The sequence below is a fragment of the Pseudosporangium ferrugineum genome, from assembly GCF_003002065.1.
GTDB classification, from domain to species: domain Bacteria; phylum Actinomycetota; class Actinomycetes; order Mycobacteriales; family Micromonosporaceae; genus Actinoplanes; species Actinoplanes ferrugineus_A.
The window spans coordinates 123,567-147,875 of record NZ_PVZG01000011.1 but is presented as its reverse complement, the minus strand read 5'-3'; the positions used below and the strand labels follow the sequence as shown (position 1 = coordinate 147,875).

20 protein-coding genes are annotated in these 24,309 nt (G+C 71.5%); 14 read left to right on the top strand and 6 right to left on the bottom strand.

Going from position 1 to position 24,309, the window contains the following annotated elements; genetic code table 11:
• Nucleotides 1-2: 2 nt before the first annotated feature.
• A complete protein-coding gene (locus CLV70_RS23225) occupies nucleotides 3-701 on the top strand; it encodes a GNAT family N-acetyltransferase (protein ID WP_245908404.1) in 699 nt (232 codons plus the stop codon).
• Nucleotides 702-819: 118 nt separating this feature from the next.
• Here the strand turns inward: CLV70_RS23225 and CLV70_RS23220 are convergent, their stop codons facing one another.
• The 4 genes from CLV70_RS23220 to CLV70_RS23205 form a co-directional block, all read right to left on the bottom strand.
• A complete protein-coding gene (locus tag CLV70_RS23220) occupies nucleotides 820-1,461 on the bottom strand; it encodes a DsbA family oxidoreductase (RefSeq protein WP_106128696.1) in 642 nt (213 codons plus the stop codon).
• The gene (locus tag CLV70_RS23215; protein ID WP_106128695.1) at nucleotides 1,458-1,895 is read right to left on the bottom strand and encodes a SufE family protein; all 438 of its coding nucleotides are present in this window, start codon (nucleotides 1,893-1,895) and stop codon (nucleotides 1,458-1,460) included. The genes CLV70_RS23220 and CLV70_RS23215 overlap by 4 nt, the downstream gene beginning before the upstream one ends.
• Nucleotides 1,896-2,285: 390 nt before the next feature.
• Nucleotides 2,286-2,678 carry a CBS domain-containing protein gene (locus tag CLV70_RS23210; RefSeq protein WP_106128694.1) on the bottom strand — a complete coding sequence of 131 codons (393 nt, stop codon included), beginning with the start codon at nucleotides 2,676-2,678 and terminating at the stop codon, nucleotides 2,286-2,288.
• A gap of 98 nt (nucleotides 2,679-2,776) precedes the next feature.
• Nucleotides 2,777-4,501 (bottom strand): proline--tRNA ligase, encoded by a 1,725-nt coding sequence (locus tag CLV70_RS23205; protein WP_106128834.1) that lies wholly within the window; start codon nucleotides 4,499-4,501, stop codon nucleotides 2,777-2,779.
• A 146-nt stretch (nucleotides 4,502-4,647) separates the two neighbouring features.
• On the opposite strand from CLV70_RS23205, the gene CLV70_RS23200 reads away from it, so the two are divergent.
• From CLV70_RS23200 to CLV70_RS23145, 11 genes are all read left to right on the top strand, one after another.
• A complete protein-coding gene (locus CLV70_RS23200; RefSeq protein ID WP_106128693.1) occupies nucleotides 4,648-5,421 on the top strand; it encodes an SGNH/GDSL hydrolase family protein in 774 nt (257 codons plus the stop codon).
• Nucleotides 5,422-5,426: 5 nt separating this feature from the next.
• Nucleotides 5,427-6,326, top strand: a complete 900-nt coding sequence (locus CLV70_RS23195) for a sulfurtransferase (RefSeq protein ID WP_106128692.1) — start codon at nucleotides 5,427-5,429, stop codon at nucleotides 6,324-6,326.
• Nucleotides 6,327-6,670: 344 nt separating this feature from the next.
• The gene (locus CLV70_RS23190) at nucleotides 6,671-7,279 is read left to right on the top strand and encodes a VanZ family protein (protein ID WP_146164128.1); all 609 of its coding nucleotides are present in this window, start codon (nucleotides 6,671-6,673) and stop codon (nucleotides 7,277-7,279) included.
• A gap of 292 nt (nucleotides 7,280-7,571) precedes the next feature.
• Complete coding sequence (locus CLV70_RS23185) at nucleotides 7,572-8,174, top strand: TetR/AcrR family transcriptional regulator (protein WP_106128690.1); 603 nt, start codon at nucleotides 7,572-7,574, stop codon at nucleotides 8,172-8,174.
• A gap of 264 nt (nucleotides 8,175-8,438) precedes the next feature.
• A complete protein-coding gene (locus CLV70_RS23180) occupies nucleotides 8,439-9,776 on the top strand; it encodes an acetyl-CoA carboxylase biotin carboxylase subunit (protein ID WP_106128689.1) in 1,338 nt (445 codons plus the stop codon).
• Nucleotides 9,777-9,832: 56 nt separating this feature from the next.
• Nucleotides 9,833-10,714 carry a hydroxymethylglutaryl-CoA lyase gene (locus tag CLV70_RS23175; RefSeq protein ID WP_106128688.1) on the top strand — a complete coding sequence of 294 codons (882 nt, stop codon included), beginning with the start codon at nucleotides 9,833-9,835 and terminating at the stop codon, nucleotides 10,712-10,714.
• Between the two features lie 231 nt (nucleotides 10,715-10,945).
• A complete protein-coding gene (locus CLV70_RS23165; RefSeq protein ID WP_158277805.1) occupies nucleotides 10,946-11,944 on the top strand; it encodes a hypothetical protein in 999 nt (332 codons plus the stop codon).
• Between the two features lie 291 nt (nucleotides 11,945-12,235).
• The gene (locus tag CLV70_RS23160) at nucleotides 12,236-13,387 is read left to right on the top strand and encodes a chaplin family protein (RefSeq protein ID WP_106128685.1); all 1,152 of its coding nucleotides are present in this window, start codon (nucleotides 12,236-12,238) and stop codon (nucleotides 13,385-13,387) included.
• A 210-nt stretch (nucleotides 13,388-13,597) separates the two neighbouring features.
• Nucleotides 13,598-15,124 carry an acyl-CoA carboxylase subunit beta gene (locus CLV70_RS23155; RefSeq protein ID WP_106128684.1) on the top strand — a complete coding sequence of 509 codons (1,527 nt, stop codon included), beginning with the start codon at nucleotides 13,598-13,600 and terminating at the stop codon, nucleotides 15,122-15,124.
• 24 nt (nucleotides 15,125-15,148) lie between these two features.
• The gene (locus CLV70_RS23150; RefSeq protein ID WP_106128683.1) at nucleotides 15,149-16,306 is read left to right on the top strand and encodes an acyl-CoA dehydrogenase family protein; all 1,158 of its coding nucleotides are present in this window, start codon (nucleotides 15,149-15,151) and stop codon (nucleotides 16,304-16,306) included.
• Nucleotides 16,307-16,420: 114 nt separating this feature from the next.
• A complete protein-coding gene (locus tag CLV70_RS23145; RefSeq protein ID WP_106128682.1) occupies nucleotides 16,421-18,880 on the top strand; it encodes an ATP-binding protein in 2,460 nt (819 codons plus the stop codon).
• Between the two features lie 375 nt (nucleotides 18,881-19,255).
• On the opposite strand, the gene CLV70_RS23140 is transcribed toward CLV70_RS23145, so the two are convergent.
• A complete protein-coding gene (locus CLV70_RS23140; RefSeq protein ID WP_425440207.1) occupies nucleotides 19,256-19,708 on the bottom strand; it encodes a MarR family winged helix-turn-helix transcriptional regulator in 453 nt (150 codons plus the stop codon).
• A 147-nt stretch (nucleotides 19,709-19,855) separates the two neighbouring features.
• Between CLV70_RS23140 and CLV70_RS23135 the strand changes: the two genes are divergently transcribed.
• Both CLV70_RS23135 and CLV70_RS23130 read left to right on the top strand, forming a co-directional pair.
• Nucleotides 19,856-20,437 (top strand): YceI family protein, encoded by a 582-nt coding sequence (locus CLV70_RS23135; RefSeq protein ID WP_106128680.1) that lies wholly within the window; start codon nucleotides 19,856-19,858, stop codon nucleotides 20,435-20,437.
• Between the two features lie 367 nt (nucleotides 20,438-20,804).
• Nucleotides 20,805-22,382 (top strand): glutamate-cysteine ligase family protein, encoded by a 1,578-nt coding sequence (locus CLV70_RS23130; RefSeq protein WP_342750400.1) that lies wholly within the window; start codon nucleotides 20,805-20,807, stop codon nucleotides 22,380-22,382.
• Here CLV70_RS23130 and CLV70_RS23125 read toward each other — a convergent pair.
• Nucleotides 22,379-24,205, bottom strand: coding sequence for a DUF2339 domain-containing protein (locus CLV70_RS23125; RefSeq protein WP_211303848.1), 1,827 nt, complete (start codon nucleotides 24,203-24,205; stop codon nucleotides 22,379-22,381). The genes CLV70_RS23130 and CLV70_RS23125 overlap by 4 nt on opposite strands.
• Nucleotides 24,206-24,309 lie beyond the last annotated feature (104 nt).

Sequence of the window (24,309 nt, the reverse complement as noted above, 5' to 3'; positions counted from 1 at the left end):
TCGTGCGGATTCGGGCGGCGCGTGCCGGCGACCTTGAGGCGATCCGGGGGATCGAGGCGCGGGCCGGGACTTTGTTCTATGACGTCGGCATGCCGGACATCGCCCGGCATCCGGTGCCGGCGGCTTCGGTGTTGGCCCGGTTCGTGCGGGCGGGGCGGAGTTGGGTGGTGGTCGAGGGCTCCGCCCGACCTTCGTTCGCGTTGCCGGGCACGGCGGCTGGTTTGAGGGCGGCCGGTCCGGGAGCGGCTGGTCTTGGCGCGGCCGACCCGGGGGCGGCTGACCCGGGGGCGACTGGTCTTCGCGAGGCTGGTCCGGAGGCAGCTGGCCCGGGAGCGGCTGGTCCCGAGGCGGAGCTGGCGGGTGGGATGCCGGTTGCGTATGTGCTGGTGGAGGTGGTCGATGGGTTGGCGCACATCGAGCAGGTGAGTGTCGATCCGCCCTACGCCCGGAGGGGGATCGGCCGGCGGCTGATCGACCATGTGGGGCGGTGGGCCGGCGAGCGAGGGATGTCCGGGATGACTCTCACGACGTTCCGGGGTGTGCCGTGGAAAGCGCCGTACTACGCGCGGCTGGGGTTCGTGGAGTTGGCGGAGGGTGAGCGCGGGCCGGAGTTGGCTCGGTTGATGGCCGTCGAGGCCCGACACGGCCTGGACCCGGTGGAGCGGATCGCCATGCGCAGGGAGGTAGCGCCGCCCGATTGAAAAGGCCGGGCGTCACGGCCCCGGCCATGGCATCCGTCAGGGAGGGCGAGAGCGATGCGTTCGTTGCACTGCTGGTGGAACGTCGCGGGGAGCCTCCCCGTGTGTTTCACGTGGAACATCACCGAGGGGCGTTGACGGCCTCCCGGCGGGCGATCTCTTCCAGGGCTGAGCGGAGAACCGGGACCTCCTGGGCGCCCTGGACCGCGTACTTCCGGTCGATCACGAAGGTCGGGACGCTGGTGATGCCGAGCTCGCGTGCTTCGGCGAGGTCGGCGTTGACCGCGTCCGTGCCGGCCGGGGACTCGAGGTGGGCAAGCGCTGCTCGCTCGTCCAGCCCGATGGAAGCCGCCAGCCGTGCGAGGGCGGGGTGGGAGCCAAGGTCGACGCCCTCCGCGAAGTGGGCTCGCTGCAGCCTGTCGATCATCATCAGCTGCAGGTCCTGCCCGGCCGCCCAGGCGACGAGCCGGTGCGCGTCGAAGGTGTTCGCCATGATCGCTCGGTCGAAGTCCAGGGTCAGGCCGTCGCGGGCACCGAGTTCGGTGACGTGGCTGAACATCTGCTCCGCGCGCTGAGGGCCACCGAACTTCGCCATCATGGCCTGCTTGATCGGCAACGCGCGCGGGACGGGAGACGGATCGAGCTGGTACGCCCGGAACGTCACCGTCACGACTTCGGGAAAGCCCCGCAGCGCCTCCTCGAGACGATGTTTGCCCAGGTAGCACCATGGACAGATCACGTCCGACCACACTTCGATGTTCACGGCCGGCCGTCCTCCTGATCGCGGATCTGACGCTTGAGCCGTGCCAGGATCGCCGTGCCACCGCGGATGCGCAGCGGGCTGATCGCCGTGGCCAGGCCCATCCTGCTGTAGAGGTCGTCCGGCACTTCGAGGATCTCCGCGGCCGTCGCGCCGTCGAGCCCTTCCGCCAGGATGCCGGCGAAGGCGCGCGTGGTCGGCGCCTCGGGCGGACAGTCGAACCACGTCTTGACCGTCTCGTCGGGCTGCACCTCCGCCCGGAGGAAGAACTGGGTCTGGCACTCGGGCACCTGCTCCATGCCCTCGTGCCCGCGAAGCTCGTCGGGAAGCGGCGGCACGGCGTCCGAGAACTCCAGCAACATCTCGAGCACCACCTCCCGCGGCGCGGCGGCGAACTCGTCCACGATCTCGGCCAGCTTCGGAGGCATGTCACTCACGGTTGGACCCTACGTCGTCGACGCCCATCGCCGCTGGGGCCGGCCCGGCACCACGGTTCGTCGATGAGCGCGGTGGGCCCGGCCGAGATGGAGAGGTCCCAGGTCGAGGCCGAGCGGCCCGAGAGGCGCTGGCCAGGATGGCGAGGCCGTGCCAATCCGGCAGCGCGGGCGGGTCAGAAAGGCCGCGCCGGAAGGTTGCCTCAGGCGGGCGTGGGGAGGTCGGCGAGCCCGCGTCGGCCGAGGGCGTAGGGAGGCAGGCCGGGCCGTCTCAGCCGGGCGGGCGTGGGCAGGTCGGCAAGCCCGCGCCAGCCCGAGGGCGTCCCGCGCCAGCCCGAGGGAGTAAGGAGGCAGGCGGGGCCGCGTCAGGCTTGGGCGCGGCCGGCTCCGGGTTCAGGCCGGGGTGGATGTCGGCATGAGGGCGACGTCGCTCAGGCTGAGGATGCCCACCACCTTGCGGTCGGCGTCGCAGACGAGGAGGCGGCGTACTGCGCGTTCGCGCATGGCTTGCACGGCGTCCTCCACGCTGGCCGACTGCTCCACCATGATGAGCTCCAGCGACGCGACGGATGCCAGGGTGGTCGCGCGGGGCGGGAGGCCTTCGGCGATCGCGCGTACGACGATGTCGCGGTCCGTCACGAGGCCGGCCATCGTCGGGCCGTTGGTGACGACCACGTCGCCGATGCCCTGGTCGCGCATCGCCTGGGCGGCCTCGTCGAGCATGGTGTCGCCCGGCAGGTAGACGACCCTCCTGGTCATGACGTCCGCCACTGCCGTCCTAGCCATGGCTGTACCTCCACGCGATCCTGCCCGCCCGTTACGCAGGCGGGTACCCGGCACCTTCACCGATACACCCTGGACGGACGCGCGTGAAATCCGGGTGATCACCCCATAAATGCACCGGCTACCTCCTCGAGGCGGACGTCGCGGCTTTCTCCCGTACGGCGGTCGCGCAGTTCGGCGTACCCGTCGGAGAGACGGCGGCCGACCACGACGGAGCGGCGGATGCCGATCAGCTCGGCATCGGTGAACTTGACCCCGGGTGACAGTTGCGGCCGGTCGTCGACGAGCACGCGCAGGTCGGCCCGTTCCAGTTCCGCCGCGAGGGTCAGAGCCGCCTCGATCTGACCGGCCTTGCCCGCGCCGATGACGTGGACGTCGGCCGGGGCCACCTCGTCGGGCCAGAGAAGGCCGCGCTCGTCGTGGTGCTGCTCGGCGATGGACGCGACCGCGCGCGAGACGCCGATGCCGTAAGAACCCATGGTCGGGCGTACGGGTTTGCCGTCCGCGCCCAGCACGTCCACCTTGAACACGTCGGTGTAGCGGCGCCCGAGCTGGAAGATGTGGCCGATCTCGATGCCCCGGCGCATGGTGAGCTCGCCCGTGCCGCATCGGGGGCAGGGGTCTCCCGCGCGGACCTCGGCCGCCTCGATCGTCCCGTCGGGCGTGAAGTCCCGGCCGGCCACCACGGAGGTGGCGTGCTTGCCCGGCTCGTTGGCGCCGGTCAGCCAGGCGGTGCCGGGGGCGACCCGGGGATCCGCGAGGTAGCGGACCTTGATGCCCTGCGGGCCGATGTACCCGCGGACGAGGTCGGGGCGGGAGGCGAAGTCGTCGAACATGGTGACCGTGGCGGGGCTCAGCGCGGCGTCCACCCGTCCGAGATCCACCTCGCGGTCGCCGGGCACGCCGATGACCAGCAGTTCGTCGTCCTTGCCGGGGTGGTGAACGGTGACCACCACGTTCTTGAGGGTGTCCGCGGCGGTCCAGTCCGTGCGGCCCTCGAGGGCGCGCGTGTTGGCGAGGTCGACCAGCGACGCGATGGTGGGAGTCTCGGGAGTGTCGTGCACGGCCAGGGGCTTGTGCTCACGCGTGTCGGCGGGCGGCGCCGGGGTCACCACAGCCTCGGTGTTCGCCGCGTAGTCGCAGGTGGTGCACCCCACGAACGTGTCCTCGCCCGCGTCGGAGGTCGCCAGGAACTCCTCCGAGGCGGAGCCGCCCATCGCGCCCGAGACCGCTGCCACGATGGTGTGCTCCAGGCCCAGCCGTCCGAAAATGCGCTGATAGGCCGCGCGCTGTTTCCCGTACGCATCAATGAGCCCTTGATCGGAGAGGTCGAAGGAGTAGGCGTCCTTCATGAGGAACTCCCGCCCCCGCAGCAGCCCGGCGCGGGGACGTGCCTCGTCGCGGAACTTCGTCTGCACCTGGAAGAGGACCAGCGGGAAGTCGCGGTAGGAACTCGTCATGTCCTGCACGAGCAGCGCGAACATCTCCTCGTGGGTGGGCGCGAGCAGGTGTTCGGAGCCGCGGCGGTCCTTCAGCGTGAAGATGTCGTCGCCGTATTCCGTCCAGCGGCCGGAGACGTCGTAGGGCTCGCGGGGCAGCAGTGACGGAAAGCTGACTTCCTGGCCGCCGATGGCGGTCATCTCCTCGCGGATCACGCGGGTGACCTGGTCAAGGACCAGCTTGCCGAGCGGCAGCCACGTGTAGCCGCCCGGAGCCGCGCGACGGATGTAGCCGGCCCGCAGCAGGAGCCGATGACTCGGCACCTCCGCGTCCGCCGGCTCCTCACGCAGGGTCTTGAGCAGCATCGAGGACATTCGCATCAGCATGCCCACGAGCCTAGGGAGGGGCTGTGACAGAAACACCCCGTTATTCCGGGGTTCCTCAGTGTCGCCATCGTCACGTCCCGCCCGCGGCCCGGCGGTGGAAAACTCAGCGGAGTCGGTGGACATGAGTGAGCGTTCAGGGGGTGCTCATGAGCTGGAAGAGCTTCGTGGCCATGGGGGACAGCTTCACCGAGGGCCTGGACGACAGCTATCCCGACGGCACCTACCGCGGATGGGCCGACCTGGTCGCCGCGCGCCTGGCCGTCGATGCCGGCCCCAATTTCGGGTACGCGAACCTCGCCGTCCGCGGCAAGCTCCTGGGCGAGGTCGTCGCCGAGCAACTCGAGCCGACCCTGATGATGCGACCCGGCCTCGTCAGCTTCGCGGCCGGTGGCAATGACGTGCTGCGCCGCAAGGTCGACCCGTGGGCGCTGGTCAACAAGGTCGACTCGCTGGTCGGCCGGATCCGGGAGACCGGTGCCGACGTCGTCCTCTTCCGGTTCGCCGACGTCACCGTCCACCTGCCCGGGCAGCGCATCGTCGGTCCGCGTGCGGCGGTCCTCAACGACGGCGCCCGCCGCATCGCCGAGCGCCACGGCGCCCACCTGATCGACCTCTTCGCCGACGACGCCTTCCGAAATCCGCTGCTCTGGAGCGCCGACCGGCTGCACCTCTCGGCCGCCGGGCACCGCCGGGTCGCCGGCCAGGTGCTGAACGCGCTCGGCGTCGGCGTGGACGAGGAATGGCTGCTCGTGCCGCCGATGCCGGCTCCGACGCCGTGGCTCCTTGCGCGCGGTGCCGACCTGCGATGGGCCGGGCAGCACCTGGCGCCCTGGATCAAGCGGCGGCTGGCCGGCGCCGTCTCCGACGATGCGTCCACAGCGAAGCGTCCCCGGCTCGCCCCGATCGAAGCGATAGCGTGAGTGACATGTCCGTTGCGAACGATCCAGCGCCGTCCCTACAGGCGTACGCCCATCCCGACAAGCTGGTCACCACCGACTGGCTCGCCGCCAACCTCGACGCCCCCGGCCTGGTCGTCGTCGAATCGGACGAGGACGTGCTGCTCTACGACACGGGCCACATCCCGGGCGCGGTCAAGGTCGACTGGCATCTCGAGCTGAACGATCAGCTCACCCGCGACTACCTCGACCCGGCGCAGTTCGCGGCGCTCTGTGAGGCCAAGGGGATCGGCCGGGACGACACGATCGTGTTCTACGGCGACAACTTCAACTGGTGGGCGGCGTACGCGCTCTGGGTCTTCAGTCTCTTCGGCCATCGCGACGTGCGCCTACTGGACGGCGGCCGGCAGAAGTGGGTCGCCGAGGGCCGGGACCTGACCCGCGAGAAGACGGTACGCCCACCCGCGACGTACCCGGTCCCGGTTCGGGCGGACGGGTCCCTGCGCGCCTTCCGTGACCAGGTCATGGGCCACATCTCGAGCGGCCGTCCCCTGGTCGACGTCCGCTCGCCGCAGGAATACACCGGCGAGCTGACGCACATGGAGGCGTACCCGCAGGAGGGTGCCCTGCGCGGCGGCCACATCCCCGGCGCGGTCAGCAAGCCGTGGAAGTCGGCGGCGAACGACGACGGCACCTTCAAGCCCGCCGACGAGCTGACCAAGATCTATCGCGACGAGCTCGGCCTGGAGAGCGGCGACGACATCATCGCGTACTGCCGGATCGGTGAACGGTCCAGCCACACCTGGTTCGTCCTGCACCACCTCCTCGGCTACCCGCAGGTCCGCAACTACGACGGCTCCTGGACCGAGTGGGGCAACCTGGTCCGCGCCCCCATCGCGAAGGGGCCGGAGCCCGGCGGGCTGTCCTGACCTGCTGTTTCCCGGACGCCGCCCGGCGGTGACCTATCCCTCCCGAGCCGCCCACCCCGCCGGCCCCACCCCGCCGAGCCCTCGTCCGTGTTCGCCGGCCGGGCCGCCTCCGTCCGTGTTCGCCGGCCGGGCCCCGTCCGTGTTTGCCGGCCGGGCCGCCGTCTGTCCGGCGGCTCGGCGCGGTGACTGCGGGACCGGTCGTGGTGGCGCCCTCGACATCCGGCGCGGCACCCAGCAGCCGTTCCACGCCGGGAGGCGCGCGGGAACGGAGGTGAGCGCATTGCCGGCGCGGCCTAGATTGCGGCGGTGTGGGGGACGTCTGGCGGAATCATGGGGCGACGATCGTGGTCGCCGCGCTACTTCTGCCGCTTCTGAGCTTCGGCGCTTACCGATGGCGGAGCCGGAGCCGGTCCCGTCGTGGGGCGGCGGCCGAGGTCGGGATCGTCGCTGGATCGCTGCCGTGGCTGGTCATGGTGTTCACACCGCAGAGGGCCCCGCGGTCGATCGATCTGGTGCCTCTCCACGACCTTCCGTCGTGGCTGAGCGGCGACTTCGGTACGGCGGCCGCACAGGTGGGCGGCAACCTGATGGTGCTCGCGGCGTTCGGCTTCTTCCTGCCGCTTCGGTTCGCGGCCGTGGCGTCGCTGCCCCGGATCCTGGTCGTGGCCGCTGCCACGTCGGCGACCATCGAGGCGCTGCAATGGGTGTTCAGCATCGGCCGGGTGTCGAGCCTTGACGACGTCCTGGTCAACACGCTCGGCGCCGTCCTGGCCGCGGCGGCGTCCCGGCGCTGGTGGTCGCGGTCAGCGTCTCCCCGCAGGCGAGAGACGCCGGCATTCCCGGACGAGGACGGGCCCGTGCGCGCGAACGCGGTGCCGGTCGGCGAGGCGGGCCGGTCGGTGGGGGATGGCGGCTCGGGTAGCCATGGCGACTTGGCGGCCTCGGCGGATTAGGCCCGGCGTTGCCGGGCCACCAGCGAGCGGATGTCGGGGCGGCGGCGAGGGGCGGCGGCGGGCGGCGGCGGCGAGCGGCGGCGGCGAGGGACGGCGGCGAGGGACGGCGGCTGATGGGGTGAGCAGGGGCCGCTGGGCGCGCGCACCGCCTCTCGCCTGGGCAGTTCTGTCATTCCGGTCACAGGAGGGCCGGGTCCCGGGGCGCAAAACGCCATCATGTGGATCATCTGACTCCGTGATTCGCCTGAACGTGCGTTAAGTACCGGGGTTGACAGGGGGTTAGAGTGGCGAGGTGACGGTAGATCAGCAGCAGCGTCCTGGACCGCCGGCTCCCCGCCGACGTTCGCGGCGGGACGAGATTCTGGAGATCGCGGTCGGGCTTTTTGCCGCGCGGGGATATCACGGCGTGTCGATGGATGACATCGGTTCGGCGGCCGGGGTGACCGGTCCCGCGCTGTATCACCACTTTGCCGGCAAGGAGGCCATGCTGGCGGCCGCGCTCATTCCGGTGAGCGAGGGGCTGCTGCACGGTGGCAAGGAGCGGGTGGCCCGGCATCCCGACGATGCGCTCGCCGCGTTGAGCGATCTGATCGAGTTTCACGTCGAGTTCGCGTTGGCCCATCCCGCGGTGATCGCCCTGCATCTGCACGAGCTGGACCGGTTGCCCGAGGAGCCTCGTCGGCAGATCCGGCGGCTGCAGCGGCTGTACGTCGAGGAGTGGGTCGCGGTGCTCTCCACGCTTCGCCCCGAGTTGGATGCGGGCGAGGCCCGGGTGCTGGCGCACTCCGCGTTCGGCCTGATGAACTCCACGCCGTTCCTGGGCGGGGAGGTCGACCGGCGGCGGCGGGCCGACCTGCTGCGTGAGGCAACGGGTCACGCCCTCCTCGGACGCTGACCATGGGCCGTGCGGGTCGGCCCATGCCACGGGACGTCGAAGCGGCCGGGCCACCCCGTGCTGACCACGGCCCGGCCATCCCGGGAGCCCCGCCGGCCGGGACGAAGCGACCGGCCAGGGGAAAACGCGCGCCGGACGGAAGGCGTACCCGCAGCCAGGTGTCCCACTCACCCGTGACGCCGCCGAGGTGATCCCTCTCGCGTCCTACTCCCTTCCGCCGTCCTCCGGGCGTACCCGTCCGGACCCGAGCGAGGAAAGAGCGACATGATCGATTCGCTGCTCATCGCCAACCGGGGCGAGATCGCCCGCCGGATCATTCGTACGGCCAGGCGGCTCGGGGTGCGGGCGGTTGCCGTGCATTCCGAGGCCGACGCCGGGATGCCGTTCGTCGCCGAGGCGGATGAGGCCGTGTGTGTCGGGCCCGCGAATCCCGCGTTGAGTTATCGCAATGTCGATGCCATCCTCGCCGCCGCGAAGTCGACCGGGGTGCAGGCTGTGCACCCCGGGTACGGGTTCCTGAGCGAGAACGCCGACTTTGCCCGTACGGTCGCATCGAACGGGCTGGTGTGGGTCGGGCCCGGCGCCGAGGCGATCAGCGCGATGGGCGACAAGATCAATGCTCGGAACCTGATGGCGGCGGCCGGCGTGCCGGTGGCGCCCGGCAGCCAGGATCCCGCGGGCGAGGTCGACGCGGCGATCGCGGCGGCGACCTCGATCGGCTATCCGGTGATGGTCAAGGCCGCGGCCGGCGGCGGGGGCATGGGCATGGCCGTCGCGAACGACGAGGCCGGCCTGCGCACCGAGTACGACAAGGTCAGGGCGTTCGCCGAGCGGATGTTCGGCGACGGCTCGGTGCTCATCGAGCGCTATTTTCCCCGGGTACGCCACGTCGAGGTGCAGATCCTCGGCCTCGCCGACGGCCGGGTGATCGCCCTCAGCGAGCGGGAGTGCTCGGTGCAGCGGCGCAACCAGAAGCTGGTCGAGGAGGCGCCGAGTCCCGCCGTCGGGCCCGAACTGCGGGAGCGCCTGCTGGCGGCCGCGGTCAAGGCCGGCGAGGCCGTGAACTACCGCAACGCCGGCACGGTGGAGTGCCTGCTCGACCCGGCGACCGGGGAGTTCTTCTTCCTGGAGATGAACACGCGCCTCCAGGTGGAGCACCCGATCACCGAGTTGATCCACGGCATCGACCTGGTCGAGCAGCAGCTGCTCATCGCCTCGGGGGAGGCGCCCAGCTTCGACGTGACGAGCACGGCGACGCGCGGCCACGCGATCGAGTTGCGGATCAACGCCGAGGATCCGAAGCGGTTCCTGCCGGGGCCGGGCGCGGTCGCGACGTGGGTCGAGCCGGCCGGTGCGGGCGTCCGGGTGGATTCCGGGTACGCGGCCGGCACGACCGTCACACCGTTCTACGACTCGTTGATGGCGAAGCTGATCCTCTTCGGCGCCGACCGGGACGAGGCGATCGCCCGGGCGCGCGCCGCGGTCGCCGGGTTCGAGATCGCCGGGCCGAAGCAGAACCTGCCGTTCTTCGCCGAACTGCTGGAGAACGAGGAGTTCCTCTCCGGCGACTACGACACCGGCATCGTGACCAGGATGCGCTGAGCAGGCTACGACGCCGGCATCGTGAGCAGGATGCGCTGAGCAGAGAGGGGCGGGACATGACCACCGCGGTCTCCATCCGGGAAGTGGCTCCGCGGGACGGGCTTCAGAACGAGGAGCCCATCCCGACCGACGACAAGGTGCGCCTGATCGACGCGCTGTCGCGTACGGGGGTGCGGCGCATCGAGGCGGTCTCGTTCGTGCATCCGAAGGCGATCCCGCAGATGGCCGACGCCGACGAGGTGTGGGCGCGGGCCTGGCACAACCCCGGCATCCGCTACTCGGCGCTGATTCCGAACACGCGTGGCGCCGAGCGGGCGATCAGGGCCGGCTTCCGCGAGATCGAGGTCGTCGTTTCCGCCGGCGACACGCACAACCGGAAGAACCTGAACCGCTCCACCGAGGAGTCGCTCGACGACATCGCCGCGCTGATCCCGCTGGTCCATGAGGCGGGGGCGACGTTGGAGGTGATCGTGGCGACGAGCTTCGGATGCCCGTTCGAGGGGGACATCGACCCGAAGCGGGTCGCCGGGATCGTGGACCGGGTCCGTGCGGACGGCGCCGACCGCGTCGCGTTCGGCGACACGACCGGCATGGCGACTCCCCGCCGGGTCCGCGACCTGCTTTCGGAGGTACGCCCTGAGCTCCTGCACTTCCACAACACCAGGGGTACGGGGCTGGCGAACGTCCTCACCGCGCTGGAGTTCGGGGTGACCGAGTTCGACGCGAGCGTCGGCGGGATCGGCGGGTGCCCGTACGCGCCCGGCGCCTCCGGCAACATCGCGACCGAGGAACTCGTGCACATGCTCGAGGACATGGGAATCTCCACCGGGATCGATCTCGACGCGCTGATCGGGGTCGCCGCCATGGCCGAGGGTCTGCTGGGGCGCGCGCTGCCGTCGGGTGTTCTTCGGGCCGGGCCGCGTACCCGATTGGTGTGATCTCGATTTCGCATTCCCGGACCGCATGGGGAAAACGTCCGATCGATTTTCTCCATTCGTCCGCGTGACCCTGACTGTGTCGCTTCGTTACCAATACCGAGTGGCCGATCCGTCGGCCGCGGGGTCACGATTCGACGACGAGGGGCGGGACCGATGGCGGGCTGGGGGGTCGAGCGCGAGTCGCGCCCGGCACGCCGTCCGCCGGCTGTTCCGTCCGCCGGCTCCGCGCTCATGCCGCCTCACAGCCAGGAGGCGGAGCGGCGGCGGGGGAACCGGTCCGGATCCCGATGGGGTCTGCGCGTACTGGTCGTCGGCGGGCTCGCCGGCGCGGCGTGGCTGCTCTCCGGAGCCGCCGCTCACGCCGCCGACCACGAGCCCACGCTGGGCGGTCTGCTCCCCGGAGCGGTCACCCACGCCGTGCAGCCCAGCGGCTCATCGCTCCTCGGCACCGTCCAGCACGGTGGGGAGCACGCCGTCCAGAACGGCGGGGAACGGCCACTGGTCGATCGGGTTCTGCGTACGGTGGTCAAGCCGTCGGAATCCGACCGGCACCGCACCGTCCTCGGCGCGGTGACCGCGGTCCCTCAGCGGCTCGTGGACACGGTCGGTGAGGTCACGCACGGTACGAAGGACGCGGGTGTCACCCACGTCGTCCGGGATCTGACCGCCCCCACTCGCCTCATCGGCGACGCGGTGGATGCCCGGCCGCTCGCCCCGGCCCCCGGCCTGTCGCAGGACGCGGCGGAGCCGGAGCCCGCCCCGGCGTCCGGCCTGCCGCACGACGCGGCGGGGCCGGAGCCGGCACCGCAGCAGGACCGTCCGGAGCCGGACGCGGGTGCCACGACGCCCGGCGTCCCGCCGACGGAGGGACCCGCCGCGGAGGTGGCCACGGGTGGGCACAAGTCCGCGCCGGTCCTGCACAAGGCTCCGGTGCGGCACCCGGTGGGAAAGACCGCCGTCTGGCATCCGGCCGCTCCCGCGGTCGCCGTGCCGGAGACGGTCCGCGAGAAACCCGATGGTGACGGGCCCGCTCCGCTGCGGGTCAACCTCGGGGCAGCGAACGGGTTCCCGGTCTCCGGAGCGGGAACCGCGACGGACGGTGGCCCCTCTGCGGCCGTCCTTCCGTCAGCGGTCGCGGACAGCACGATGGCCTGCCATCGGCTGCCGCTCGCGACCGATGTCGAGGTCCGGCGCCACGACGCCGAGGCACCGACCGTCTCACCTGACTAGCGACTCTGCTCGACGTGGCGTGGCCGGTACTCCCGGCGCCGGGTCGAGCGGGGTTCAGTGACGGCCGACCGCCGGGCGCAGCGCGCCCGGGCGACGAGGCCCGATTCCTGGAACCGTTTGCGAACAAGCGGCGAATCATTTCCAGGCCAGGTCGTCACGTACCGCCGGGCGATAACGCCGGCGGGGTCAGGGCAGCCGAAAACAGCCAGGGCACCGCTGCGCCCGGAAGCACCATTCAATTGAATACGCGACTCACCATTTTCTGACCATTGTGAAAGGCATCTTCTCTCCATGAAGACTTGGGTTCGTAAGACTCTGAGCGTCGGTGTGCTGGCCGCGGGCGCCCTCCTGTTCGCACCGGGAATGGCGCACGCCGATGTCTCTCAGAGCAGCACCGACAACGTCGGGATCGCCAACGGCACGCAGGTGTTCACCAGGGTGGCCGTGCCGCTGAACGTGGTCGGCAACTCGATCGGCGTGGCCGGCGAGTCGAACGCCGCGGGCCAGGGCATCAACTGGGTCGAGAGCGGCAAGAAGGGCAAGTACACCCAGAAGTCGCACGGCAACATCGGCGTGCTGAACGGCACCCAGGTGCTGGTGCCGATCACCGTGCCGGTGAACGTGGTCGGCAACGCGGTCTCCGTCCTGGGCGTGGCCAACGCGGCCGGCGCCGGGGTCAACAAGACCGAGAGCGGCAAGACCGAGGGCGGCAAGGTCGACCAGGACTCGCACGACAACGTCGGCGTGCTGAACGGCACCCAGGTGGCGGCGCCGATCGACGTGCCGGTCAACGTCTGCGGCAACTCGCTCGCGATCCTCGGCCTGTCCAACGCGCAGGCCGCCTGCGTCAACGGTGGGCACTCCACCGAGGGCGGCATCAAGCAGGACAGCAACGGCAACATCGGCCTCGGCAACGGCACCCAGGTCGCGCTGCCGGTGTACGCCCCGATCAACGTGACCGGCAACGCCGCGAGCGTCCTCGGCGTCGCGAACGCGGCCGGCGCGTCGCAGAACGAGTCGGGCCACAAGGGCAACGGCATCAAGCAGGACAGCAACGGCAACATCGGCGTGCTGAACGGTACGCAGGTGGCGGCGCCGATCACGATCCCGGTCAACGTCTGTGGCAACGCGCTCGCGGTCCTGGGCGCGGCGGACGCGGCGGCGGCCTGCTCGAACGACACCAAGGGCAACGGCGGCCACGACGGCGGCGACAACGGTGGCGACAACGGCGGCTACCCGGGCGACGACGACGGTGACCAGGTCGGCGGCGACGGCGGCGCGACCGGCAACGACGACCCGTACGGCGAGCACCCGCGTACGCACAAGGCCGCGGCCAAGGCGGCCAAGACCGAGGGCACCGCGGTGGACGGCCTCACCCAGAACCTGAGCAACGCCGGTGGCGTGAACCTGGGCGGCCTGGACGTCCAGAAGCTGCTCAAGTAACAGGAGAGACCCGGGTCGCGCCGGTCCCGGGCGTGACCCGAGCGGCGCCGCGAGGCGCCGGGCAGGAAAAAGAAAACCGGTGCTCCTCCACAGCACCGGCGGCACATCGGACGGGAGTCTCCGCAGCCTGCGGGGGCTCCCGTTCGCGTCTGGCCCAAGGTCGCCGAGTGCGCTACCCTAACGATCGTTCAGGACGAACGAGGGGGACACGTGGCATTCGACGAGGAAGCGCTGGCGCAGGCGCGCAAGCGGGCGGTCGCGGGCGGCGCGGAGAAGTACCACGCCGCGAACGCCGCGAAGGGGAAGCTCTTCGCGCGCGAGCGGATCGCCCTGCTCGTCGACGACGGCTCGTTCGTCGAGGACGGGCTCTACGCCAACAGCCTGGCCGAGGGGCTGCCGGCGGACGGCGTGATCACCGGTAACGCCCGCATCGACGGGCGCGAGGTGTGCGTCATGGCGAACGACTCGACCGTGAAGGCCGGGTCGTGGGGCGCCCGTACGGTCGAGAAGATCATCCGGATCATCGAGCGGGCGTACGCGAACGGCGTACCGATGGTCTATCTCGTGGATTCCGCGGGCGCGCGCATCACCGACCAGGTCGACCTGTTCCCGGGCCGCCGCGGAGCGGGCAAGATCTTCCACAACCAGGTCCGCGCGTCCGGGTCGATCCCGCAGGTCTGCGCGCTGTTCGGGCCGTCGGCCGCGGGCGGGGCCTACATCCCGGCGTTCTGCGACGTGGTGGCCATGGTCGAGGGCAACGCGAGCATGTATCTGGGCTCCGACCGCATGGTCGAGATGGTCACCGGCGAGAAGACGACGCTCGAGGCGATGGGCGGCGCCCGGGTGCACTGCGCCGAGTCCGGCGTCGGTCACTTCCTGTGCAAGACCGAGCAGGAGGCCCTCGACGTCGTCCGCAACTACCTCTCCTACCTGCCCCCCAACTACACCGAGCAGCCGCCTGCGGCCACCGCGGCGGCACCGGCCGATGTGGACCTCGCCGCGCTCGTGCCGGTCAGCGAGCGGCAGGCGTTCGACATGCGCCGCTACCTCAAGGGCATCGTCGACCAGGGCTCGTTCTTCGAGATCCAGGCGCTGTGGGCCAAGGAGCTGACGATCGGCTTCGCCCGGCTCGACGGCCAGGTCATCGGCGTGGTCGGCAACAACTCGATGTTCAAGGGCGGCGTGCTGTTCGTCGACTCGGCCGACAAGGCGAGCCGGTTCGTGCAGCTCTGCGACGCCTTCAACGTGCCGCTGCTGTTCCTCTCCGACGTGCCCGGCTTCATGGTCGGCTCCGCGGTGGAGAAGCAGGGCATCATCCGGCACGGCGCCAAGATGATCACCGCGATCTCCGAGGCGACCGTCCCGAAGATCTGCGTCGTGGTGCGCAAGGCCTACGGCGCCGGCCTGTACGCGATGGCCGGCCCCGGCTTCGACCCGGACGCGACGATCGCGCTGCCCACCGCCAAGATCGCGGTGATGGGCGCGGAGGCGGCCGTGAACGCCGTCTACGCCAACAAGATCGCGGCGCTGCCCGAGGAGGACCGCGCCGCCTTCATCGCCGAGCGCCGCGCCGAGTACGAGCGCGACATCGACATCCTGCGCCTGGCCGGCGAGCTCGTCATCGACGCGATCGTGGAGCCGACCGACCTGCGCGCCGAACTCATCCGCCGGTTCACCGCCGCCCGCGGCAAGGACCGCACGTTCTCCCGTCGCCGCCACGGCGTCACCCCCGTCTAGTTCACCGTCTCGAAGGGACACGTCATGGTCGACTTCCGGCTCAGCGACGAGCAGGAGGCGCTGCGGGACACCGTGCGGGACTTCGCCCGCGAGCAGGTCGCCCCGGTGATCGCCGAGCACTACGAGCAGAAGACCTTCCCGTACGACCTGGTCCGGCAGATGGGCAAGATGGGCCTGTTCGGGCTGCCCTTCGCCGAGGAGCACGGCGGGATGGGCGGCGACTACTTCGCGCTCTGCCTCGCCCTGGAGGAACTCGCGAGGGTCGACAGCAGCGTCGCGATCACCCTGGAGGCGGGCGTCTCGCTGGGTGCCATGCCGATCTACCGCTTCGGTACGCCGGAGCAGAAGGCGCGCTGGCTCCCGCAGCTGACCAGCGGCGAAGCCCTGGCCGCCTTCGGTCTGACGGAGCCGGGCACGGGTTCGGACGCCGCCGCGACGACCACCCGCGCGGTGCTGGACGAGACGACCGGCGAGTGGGTGATCAACGGCTCGAAGGCGTTCATCACGAACTCGGGCACCGAGATCACCAGCCTGGTCACCGTGATGGCGGCGACCGGCACGAAGCCGGACGGCTCGAAGGAGCTCTCCACGATCATCGTCCCGTCGGGCACCCCGGGCTTCACCGTCGCGCCGGGATACTCCAAGGTCGGCTGGTGTGCCTCGGACACCCACGAGCTGGCCTTCGACGACGTACGCGTACCGGCCGTGAACCTGCTCGGCGAGCGCGGCCGCGGCTTCGCCCAGTTCCTGCGCATCCTCGACGAGGGCCGGATCGCCATCGCGGCGCTCTCCACCGGCCTCGCCCAGGGCTGCGTCGACGAGTCGGTGAAGTACGCCCGCGAGCGCCACGCGTTCGGCCGGCCGATCGGCAACTACCAGGCCGTCCAGTTCATGATCGCGGACATGGAGATGCGCGCCCGCAACGCCCGGCTCGGCTACTACGACGCCGCGGCCCGGATGCTGGCCGGCGACGACTTCAAGCACCAGGCCGCCCTCGCCAAGCTCTACGCGAGCGAGGCCGCGATGGACAACGCCCGGTTCGCGACCCAGGTGCACGGCGGCTACGGCTTCATGAACGAGTCGGCGGTCGGCCGGTTCTATCGGGACGCCAAGATCCTCGAGGTCGGCGAGGGGACCTCCGAGGTGCAGCGCATGATCGTCGCCCGGGGCCTCGGACTGTAGATCTTGGACGCCGGGGCAGGATCCGCGGCAAATCCGGCGGCCGTTGCGTCGGTTAGTCGACAATCCGCCGTCTGAACTCGGCATTCATCAACGTGCCTGCATAGGTTCGACTCCATGACGTCCGATCACGGGGCGGACCAGGAAGGTCCGGGATTCGACGCCGTGCTGCGCAGCTACCGGCTGCGGGCGAAGCTGACCCAGGAGGAGCTCGCCGCGCGCGCGGCCGTCGGTGTGCGTACGGTGCGTGATCTGGAGCGCGGGCGGGCGTCCCGGCCGCAACGCACCACCGTGGAGCTGCTCGCCGCGGCACTCGGGCTCGCCGGCGCCGATCGGCTCGCCTTCCTCGCCGCGGCCCGGGGCCAGTCGTCACGCTCCCAGCCGCCGGCGCGCTACGTACGGCTACCGCCCGCCGGCGATCTCATCGGGCGTGACGACGACGTGGCGCGGATAGTCACCCGGCTGTCGCAACCGGCCGGCGACGGCTCACGCGGTGTCACGCTCGTCGGCCTCGCCGGGGTCGGCAAGACGAGCCTCGCCCTCACCGTGTCGCATCGGGTCGTGGAGGCGTACCCGGGCGGCGTGGCCGGCATCGTGGTCACCGACGGCTCGACCACCGGCGAGGTCCTCGGCGGGGTCGCCGCGGTCTTCGGCGTCGGCCGGCCCGACGACCTCGCCCCGCGCTTCGCCGGCCGGGCGGCGCTGCTGCTCATCGACGCGGTCGAGCGGGCCCCCGAAGCCCTCGCGGAAGCCCTCGGCCAGCTGCTCGCGCGCCACCCCACCCTGCGGTTCCTGGCCACCGGGCGGCACCCCGTCGGCCTGCCCGGCGAACGGGTCTGGCCGGTCGCACCGCTGGAGGCGCCGCCCGCCGACGCCGGATCGACCCTCGCGGAGGTGGCCGCCTACCCGGCCGCGGCCCTCTTCCTGGACCGTCTGACCCGCGTCCGGGGCACGCCCGTCGAGCCGGACGAGGTCGCGCCGCTCGCCGCGCTCGTCCGCCGCCTCGGTGGCCTGCCCATCGCCCTGGAGCTGGCGGCGGCCCGCGGCCGGGTGCTGACGGTCGCCGAGATCCTTGATCGGTACGGCGACCGCGTGCTCGACCTCTCCGGCCGTCCTACCGACGGTGGCGCGGCGCCGATACGGGACCTGGTCTCCGTACGCGAAGCCGTCGCGGCCAGTTACCGGCTGCTCTCCACAGAGGAGCAGATCGCGCTGCATCGCCTGGCCACGTTCCGTAACCGCTGGTCCCTCGACCTGGCCGAGGAGATCATCGACCGCAACCCGGCGCTCGACGTGGTGCACCTGCTCGACCGCTTCCTCGAGCTGGGCCTGCTGAGCGCCCGTGGCGCCCGCGCGTTCCGCTTCCGGCTGCTCGACGTGGTCGGCGACTACGCCCTCGAGCAGGCGGCGGCCCAGGGCGACCTGCCCGCCGCGCGCCGCCGCCACGCCGAGGTGATGGCCGGCCTGGCACTGACCATCGCGCCCGGCCTCAAGGACGCCAACCTCGCCGAGGCGGCGGCCCGGCTCGACGACGTGGCCGGTGACCTGGGCGCCGCCCTCACGTACGCGGCAAAGGAGGACCCGCACACCGCCCTGCGCCTGGCCGCCTGCCTGCCACGCTGGTGGCGGTTCCGGGGACGCGACGTGACCGGGCGGCAGTGGCTGCGCCGATTGCTCGCGGACCCCCGTACGGCGGACGCCGATCCGGTGATCCGGGCGTGGGCGAAGGTCGGCCTCGCGCAGCTGGCCCTGGAGCACGGCTCCGGCGCCGAGGAGATCGAGACGGCCACCGCGGCCCTGGAGGAGTTCACCGTGCTGGGCGACGTGGCCGGCCGGCTCACCGCGCACACCCAGCTCGCCACCCTGTGGATGACCGCCCACGAGTACGACCGCGCCCGCGGCCACGGCCTGGCGGCGCTCGACCTCGCCCGTCGCAGCGGCCGGATCCGGGACATGGCCGTGGCGGAGAACAACCTCACCTGGTACGAGGTACGCGAAGGCGACCTGTCGGCGGCCCGCGTCCGTCTGGCCGAGGTCGACAAGCTCGCCAGCCGCTGCGGCGAGCACCGGCTGCGGGCGGTCGCCGTCGCCAACCTCGCCGAGGTGGAACGCCTCGACGGCCGGTTCGAGGAGGCGGCCCGGCTGGGCCGGCACGCGATCGCGGAACTCGAGGACGTCGGCGACCCCGGCCACCGCCGCCGGGTGCTGGCCACCGTGGGCCTGGCCCTGGCGGAGGCCGGCTGGGCGACGGAGGCCGAGGCGGTGCTGGCCGAGCTCCGGCCGTCCGACCCCCGCGGGCCGGTCGACGGGCCCTGCGCGGTGGTCGAGGGAGCGCTGGCCCTGCTCCGCGGCGACTCCCGGAAGGCGGCGGAAAGCTTCGAGGCGGCGATCGTCGCGTACGAGGGCGGCCACGATCCCCGCGACACGGTGGAGGCGCTGGTGGGGCTGATCCGCGCCACCCCGGAGCCGGAGCAGCGGGCGAAGGTGGTGCACCGGCTGACGGAGATGTGCCGGGAGGCCGGGATAGCGCTTCTGCCCCGCGACTGGACCCTCATCGGGAAGCCGCTCGACGGCTAGGAGCTGGGCAGCGGGGAGGCAGAGGGGGAGGCGGCCCACCGCGGCGTGGACGACCGGCGTTTTCCGTGCCCCCCACAACGCCGGTCGTCACAACGCCCCGGTTACGCGGCGAGAACGATGGCACCCCCGTTTGCCCCGCCTCGGCCTCGGCCGCGCCGCGTCCCCCTGCGGAGATCACCCTAGCCAGCCAGGCCTGGGGATATGGGGGGATAGGCCGGATTCGACCCACGGCGGATCCGGTTCTGCCGGTAGTTCTGCCGGTCGCTCACCCAGTAGTGGTGCTACATCTCCGCAAGCGTTTACGTAGAGCCGGTCGCCCGTCACTCAACGCTGCGGCGCCTGCCCTCGCGGAGCTCGCCCGTGATCCGGCGGCGGTCAGCGGGTGGGCGCGGCCGGCCCGGGCAACGACTCGTCGGTGCCCGCGGTGGCGCACGGGTTCACCGCGTCGCGGATCAGGCGCAGAGATTCCATCAGTTGGTCGAGCTGCTGCGGGGACAGTTGTCCGATGAACCACCGTTGCATCAGGTCCAGGTGACCCGGCAGGATTTCCTCGAGGCGCTGGATTCCGGCCGGGGTGATCACCGCGTACGAGCTGCGGCGGTCGCTCGCACACGCCTCGCGCCGGATCAGGCCCTCGCGGTCCATGCGGTCGACGACGCGGGTGACGCCGCTCGTGGACAGCGAGGTCTGCCCGGCGAGGTCCGTCATCCGGAGCCGGTTGTTCGGCGAACGGGCCAGCCGCATCAGCACCTCGAACTCGACCGGGGAGAGTCTGTGCTGCTCGAACTGGGCGGCGAACCGGTTGGTCAGGCCGGTGTAGGCCTCCATGAACAGGCCGATGGCGGTGAATCGGGGGTCGTCGAAGTTGGTTCCCACGGCACCCACGATACCAGCGAACTCTTGACACGGGGAATATTGCCTGGGATATAGTTGCTCCGTCAGACAACTACTGGCACCGCTTCGAGAGGACACGTCATGACCGACTCCGCCGCCACTGGTACCCGCGAATTCCAGGGTCTCCAGATCCCGGCCGCCGGCACCTACGAGCTCGACGCCGCGCACAAGCGGGTCGGCTTCATGGTGCGCCACCTCATGGTCAGCAAGGTGCGCGGCAACTTCGCCGAGGCCACCGCGACCATCACCGTCGGCGAGAACCCGCTCGAGTCCTCGGTCTCCGCCACGATCCAGACCGCCAGCGTGCAGACCGGCCAGGCGGACCGCGACAACCACCTGCGCACCGGCGACTTCTTCGAGGCCGAGAAGTACCCGACCATCGAGTTCCGCAGCACCGGCATCAAGTCGTTCGACGGCAACGAGTTCGTGCTCGACGGCGAGCTCACCATCAAGGACGTCACCAAGCCCGTCGAGCTCCTCGTCGAGTTCGAGGGTGCGACCGTCAGCCCGTACGGTCAGCAGGTCTTCGGTTTCAGCGCGAGCACCGAGATCGACCGCGAGGACTGGGGCCTCACCTACAACATGGCGCTCGAGTCCGGCGGCGTCATGATCGGCAAGAAGGTCAAGATCGAGATCGAGGGCGAGGCCATCCGCCAGGCCTGATCGGAGTACGCCCGCGAGAGGCGCCACCCGACCCGGGGTGGCGCCTCTCGCACGTCCCGGGTCGCCCACCTCGGCTCTGCCGCGCTTGCCGGTGCCGGCTCGCGAGCTTCACCCCATTTGTTCCCTGCGCCGCCGCTCGCGTGCCCACCGCGCCGCCCTCCGGCGGCCGCTCGACCGCTCCGGCCAGCGCCTTCCCCCGTCCGGCCGGTCCTCGCCCACCCGCTGGCGATGCGAACGCCGGAGTGCGATGGTGGACCGAGCGCTGCCGCGCCCTCACCGAGCGCTGATGTGTGTCCGTTTCGTCCCTGGCCACGGTTACCGGGTCCACTTAACGTGAGAGCGTCACGCGAACGTGCCAGGAGGATCGATGGGTAAGGACCTGTCCGTTGCCGTTTTCTCCAACGAGGACCGGGTCCGCTATCGGCAGAAGGTCCGGCGTTGTCTGGACGTCCTGGCGTTGATGCTCGACCGCCGCGAGGACCCCGCGATCGACCGGCCCGGCTCGGCGGGCCCGCTGAACCCGGATCCGGCCGGCTCGGCGGGCCCGCTGAACCCGGATCCGGCCGGTCCGGTGATGTTCGACACCGACAGCCGGATGACCGGGCTGGAGATCGAACTGAACCTGATGGACGCCGACGCCGAGCCGGCCATGCGCAATGCGGAGATCCTCGCAAACCTCGCAGACCCCATGTTCCAGACCGAACTGGGTCAGTTCAATCTGGAGCTGAACGCCCGACCCCGGCTGATCTGCGGCGACGGCTTCCAGGACTACGAGCAGGATCTGCTGGCCAGCCTCGGACGCGCGGAGAACCGGGCCGGCAAGTCCGACGCCACGATCGTGCTCATCGGAAGCCTGCCCACCCTCAAGCCCGACCATCTCGTGCTCGCCAACCTCTCGGCGAACGAGCGCTACCGCGCCCTCAACGATCAGATGGTCGGGGCGCGCGGCGAACACTTCAGCGTGGACATCCGTGGCGTCGAGCGGCTGCGTACGACCACCGACTCCATCGCGCCCGAGGCGGCGTGCACCAGCGTGCAGTTCCACATGCAGGTGCCGCCGGAGAAGTTCGCCGCGTACTGGAACGCCTCACAGGCGGTGGCGGCGATCCAGGTGGCGGTGGGCGCGAACTCGCCGTACCTGCACGGCCGGCAGCTGTGGGCGGAGACCCGGATCGCGCTGTTCGAGCAGGCGACCGACACCCGGCCCGACGAGCTCAAGGCTCAGGGCGTACGCCCGCGGGTGTGGTTCGGCGAACGCTGGATCACCTCGGTCTTCGACCTTTTCGAGGAGAATGTCCGCTACTTTCCGCCGCTGCTGCCCATCATGGACGACGAGGATCCGGTCGAGGTCCTGCAACGGGGCGGGGTGCCGCGCCTGGGCGAGTTGCGCCTGCACAACGGCACTGTCTACCGCTGGAACCGCCCGGTCTACGACGTGATGGGCGGCCGTCCGCACCTCCGCGTCGAGAACAGGGTGCTGCCGGCCGGGCCGACCGTCGTCGACATGCTGGCCAACGCCGCCTTCTACTTCGGGCTGACCCGCCAGCTCGCGGAGGAGGAACGCCCGATCTGGAGCCGGCTCACCTTCGCGGTGGCCGAGGACAACTTCCACGCCGCGGCCCGCAGAGGCATAGAAACCACAATCTTCTGGCCGGGTACGGGTGAGAGCCCCGTGACCGACCTCGTCCGCGACGTCCTCCTCCCCAAGGCACACCAGGGCTTGACCAAGTTCGGCGTCGACGCGCACCACCGAGACCGCCTGCTCGGCATCATCGACGAACGCTGCCGCACCGGCCGCAACGGCGCCACCTGGCAGACCGAGGCGGTGTGGCGCGCCGAACACGACCGGGGCCTGGACCGGTACGCCGCCCTGCACGACATGCTGCTCCGCTACAGCGCCCACCAGCAGACGAACGAACCGGTACACACCTGGCCCGTCGACTAGGCGGGGTCCTGCCCGGCCTTCCCCTGCCCGGCCCGGGGCGGCTCCGACGTCCTGGCCGGCGGCGCGGTCTTCGACTGCGGGCCCGCCCCGGCGGACGGGCTGGTCCCGGTCGCATCGGTCGGTCCGGCCGGCTTCGTGGGCTGGGCCGGCCTGGCGGGAGCCTTCCGCGGCGCGGCCTTCTTGGCCGGCGCGGCCTTCTGGGGCGACGCGGGCTTGTCGCCTGGGGCGGTTTTCTCAGCCGGCGCCGCTTTGGCCGGCGCGGCTCTATCGGCTGGCGCGGCCTTCTGTGCTGAGGCGGTCTTCTGGACTGGCGAGGCCTTCGGCTGCCCAGACGCAGTGCCCTCTGCCACTGGGTTGATCTTCGCCACGGCCGGGTTGGCGGGCGGTCGCGCCACGGTCTCCCGCTGAGGCGCCGACGACGGCCGTGGTGGTGGCTGGGGCGCGGAGGCCTGCCGGGGTGGTGACTGCGGCGCGGAGGCCTGCCGGGGTAATGACTGCGGCGCGGACGTCTGGCGCGGGGGTGACTGCGGCGCGGAAGCCTGGCGCTGCGACGGCTGAGGGGCTGGCCCTTGAGAGGGCGCCGGCGGAGCTGGTGGCGCGGAGCGGGCCGGCGCGGGTGCCTGGGCCCTGCCCGTTGCCACGGAACTCGGGTCGACGGGCGGGGCGGCCGCGTCCCGGCCGCGTCGCATGCGCCGGAACAACGACGGCCGCTGCCGACCGGCGGACGACTCGCCCTCCGCGGGTGCCTCGGCGGCTACAACGCCGGCCCGGGTCGCGGTATCCGGGCTGCTCGAAGCCCGCGGAACACGAGGCGCCGGCACCGCGACGGATTCGCCCACCCCGCTCCCGCCCGATTGCGACCCGCTCACTTGCGATCCGCCCGACCGCGAGCCCCCTGACGGCGAGCCCCCGGATGGAGGGCCGCTTGATGGGGACGCGTCTGACTGCGGGGTGGCTGCGCGAGTTGCTCGGCGGGTGGCTCGCTGTTGGGCCAGGGCGATCGTTGCTGCCGAGCCCGCGAGGCCGGCCAGCACCGCGTACGGGGCGATCAGGTAGGCCGAGCCGAGCGCACCCAGGGCCGGCGTCAGCTTCGGGGCGAGCACGAAGAAGGCCGCCGCCACCAGCAGGGGGCCCACCGCCCCGGAGGTGGCCGCGCCCGCTCCGAGGTCGCCGCGGCGGGCGGACGGTGCGGCGCCGAGCACGCCGATGACGAAGGCCGCCAGCAGGGTGAGCAGCGCGCTGGGCCAGTGGATCGTGCCGTGGGTGCCGCCGTCGGCCGCGGCGAACTGCCAGCTCGAGAGGTAGGTCGCCGTGGGGCGGTGCCAGAAGACGTCCGCCACGATCGCGGCCACGGCGAGGGCCCAGAGCCAGCCGGCGGTGGCGATGAGGTTGGCGGCCACCGGGCGTGACACCACCGCCCAGTACGCGATCGCGAGGCCGAGCAGGACGCCGATCACCGCGTATCCGCCCGCCACCGTCTCGGGCGAGAACGTGTCCGCGCGTACGGCAGCCCGGGCCGGAAGCGCGATCAGCGCGACCGTCAGCAGGGCGCCGACCGCCGCGGAGGCCGCCAGCGCGAAGCGCCAGGGTCCGCCCAGCGGCCGGCCGAGCCGCGCCGCGACGACCGCGCCGAAGACGGTCGCGCTCGCGGCGATCCAGGTCGCCCAGCCGAGGCTGCCCAGCCAGACGCTGTCGTCGTCGGCGATGCCGGCGGGCCAGACCACCACGCCGAGGCCGTAGCCGAGCCCGAGCTGGGCGGCACCGGTCCCCGCGGCCACCCCGGCCGCGGTTGCTACCCGTGCTGTCCAGCCCTTCGCGGCCATGCGGGGCACTGTAGCCGGGAGGGACCATGCCTGCGAATCGATGAGAGCATCCTTCAAGATTGGCTAAGTTGACCGTTGACGTCCGAGGCGAGCGGGAGGGTGCG

Coding starts and splice junctions, on each gene's coding strand:
- CLV70_RS23210 (WP_106128694.1), bottom strand. CDS start 2,678: ATGGCTAGGACGGCAGTGGCGGACGTCATGACCAGGAGGGTCGTCTAC.
- CLV70_RS23205 (WP_106128834.1), bottom strand. CDS start 4,501: ATGCTGATGCGAATGTCCTCGATGCTGCTCAAGACCCTGCGTGAGGAG.
- CLV70_RS23200 (WP_106128693.1), top strand. CDS start 4,648: ATGAGCTGGAAGAGCTTCGTGGCCATGGGGGACAGCTTCACCGAGGGC.
- CLV70_RS23195 (WP_106128692.1), top strand. CDS start 5,427: ATGTCCGTTGCGAACGATCCAGCGCCGTCCCTACAGGCGTACGCCCAT.
- CLV70_RS23180 (WP_106128689.1), top strand. CDS start 8,439: ATGATCGATTCGCTGCTCATCGCCAACCGGGGCGAGATCGCCCGCCGG.
- CLV70_RS23175 (WP_106128688.1), top strand. CDS start 9,833: ATGACCACCGCGGTCTCCATCCGGGAAGTGGCTCCGCGGGACGGGCTT.
- CLV70_RS23165 (WP_158277805.1), top strand. CDS start 10,946: ATGCCGCCTCACAGCCAGGAGGCGGAGCGGCGGCGGGGGAACCGGTCC.
- CLV70_RS23160 (WP_106128685.1), top strand. CDS start 12,236: ATGAAGACTTGGGTTCGTAAGACTCTGAGCGTCGGTGTGCTGGCCGCG.
- CLV70_RS23150 (WP_106128683.1), top strand. CDS start 15,149: ATGGTCGACTTCCGGCTCAGCGACGAGCAGGAGGCGCTGCGGGACACC.
- CLV70_RS23145 (WP_106128682.1), top strand. CDS start 16,421: ATGACGTCCGATCACGGGGCGGACCAGGAAGGTCCGGGATTCGACGCC.
- CLV70_RS23140 (WP_425440207.1), bottom strand. CDS start 19,708: ATGGAGGCCTACACCGGCCTGACCAACCGGTTCGCCGCCCAGTTCGAG.
- CLV70_RS23135 (WP_106128680.1), top strand. CDS start 19,856: ATGACCGACTCCGCCGCCACTGGTACCCGCGAATTCCAGGGTCTCCAG.
- CLV70_RS23130 (WP_342750400.1), top strand. CDS start 20,805: ATGGGTAAGGACCTGTCCGTTGCCGTTTTCTCCAACGAGGACCGGGTC.
- CLV70_RS23125 (WP_211303848.1), bottom strand. CDS start 24,205: ATGGCCGCGAAGGGCTGGACAGCACGGGTAGCAACCGCGGCCGGGGTG.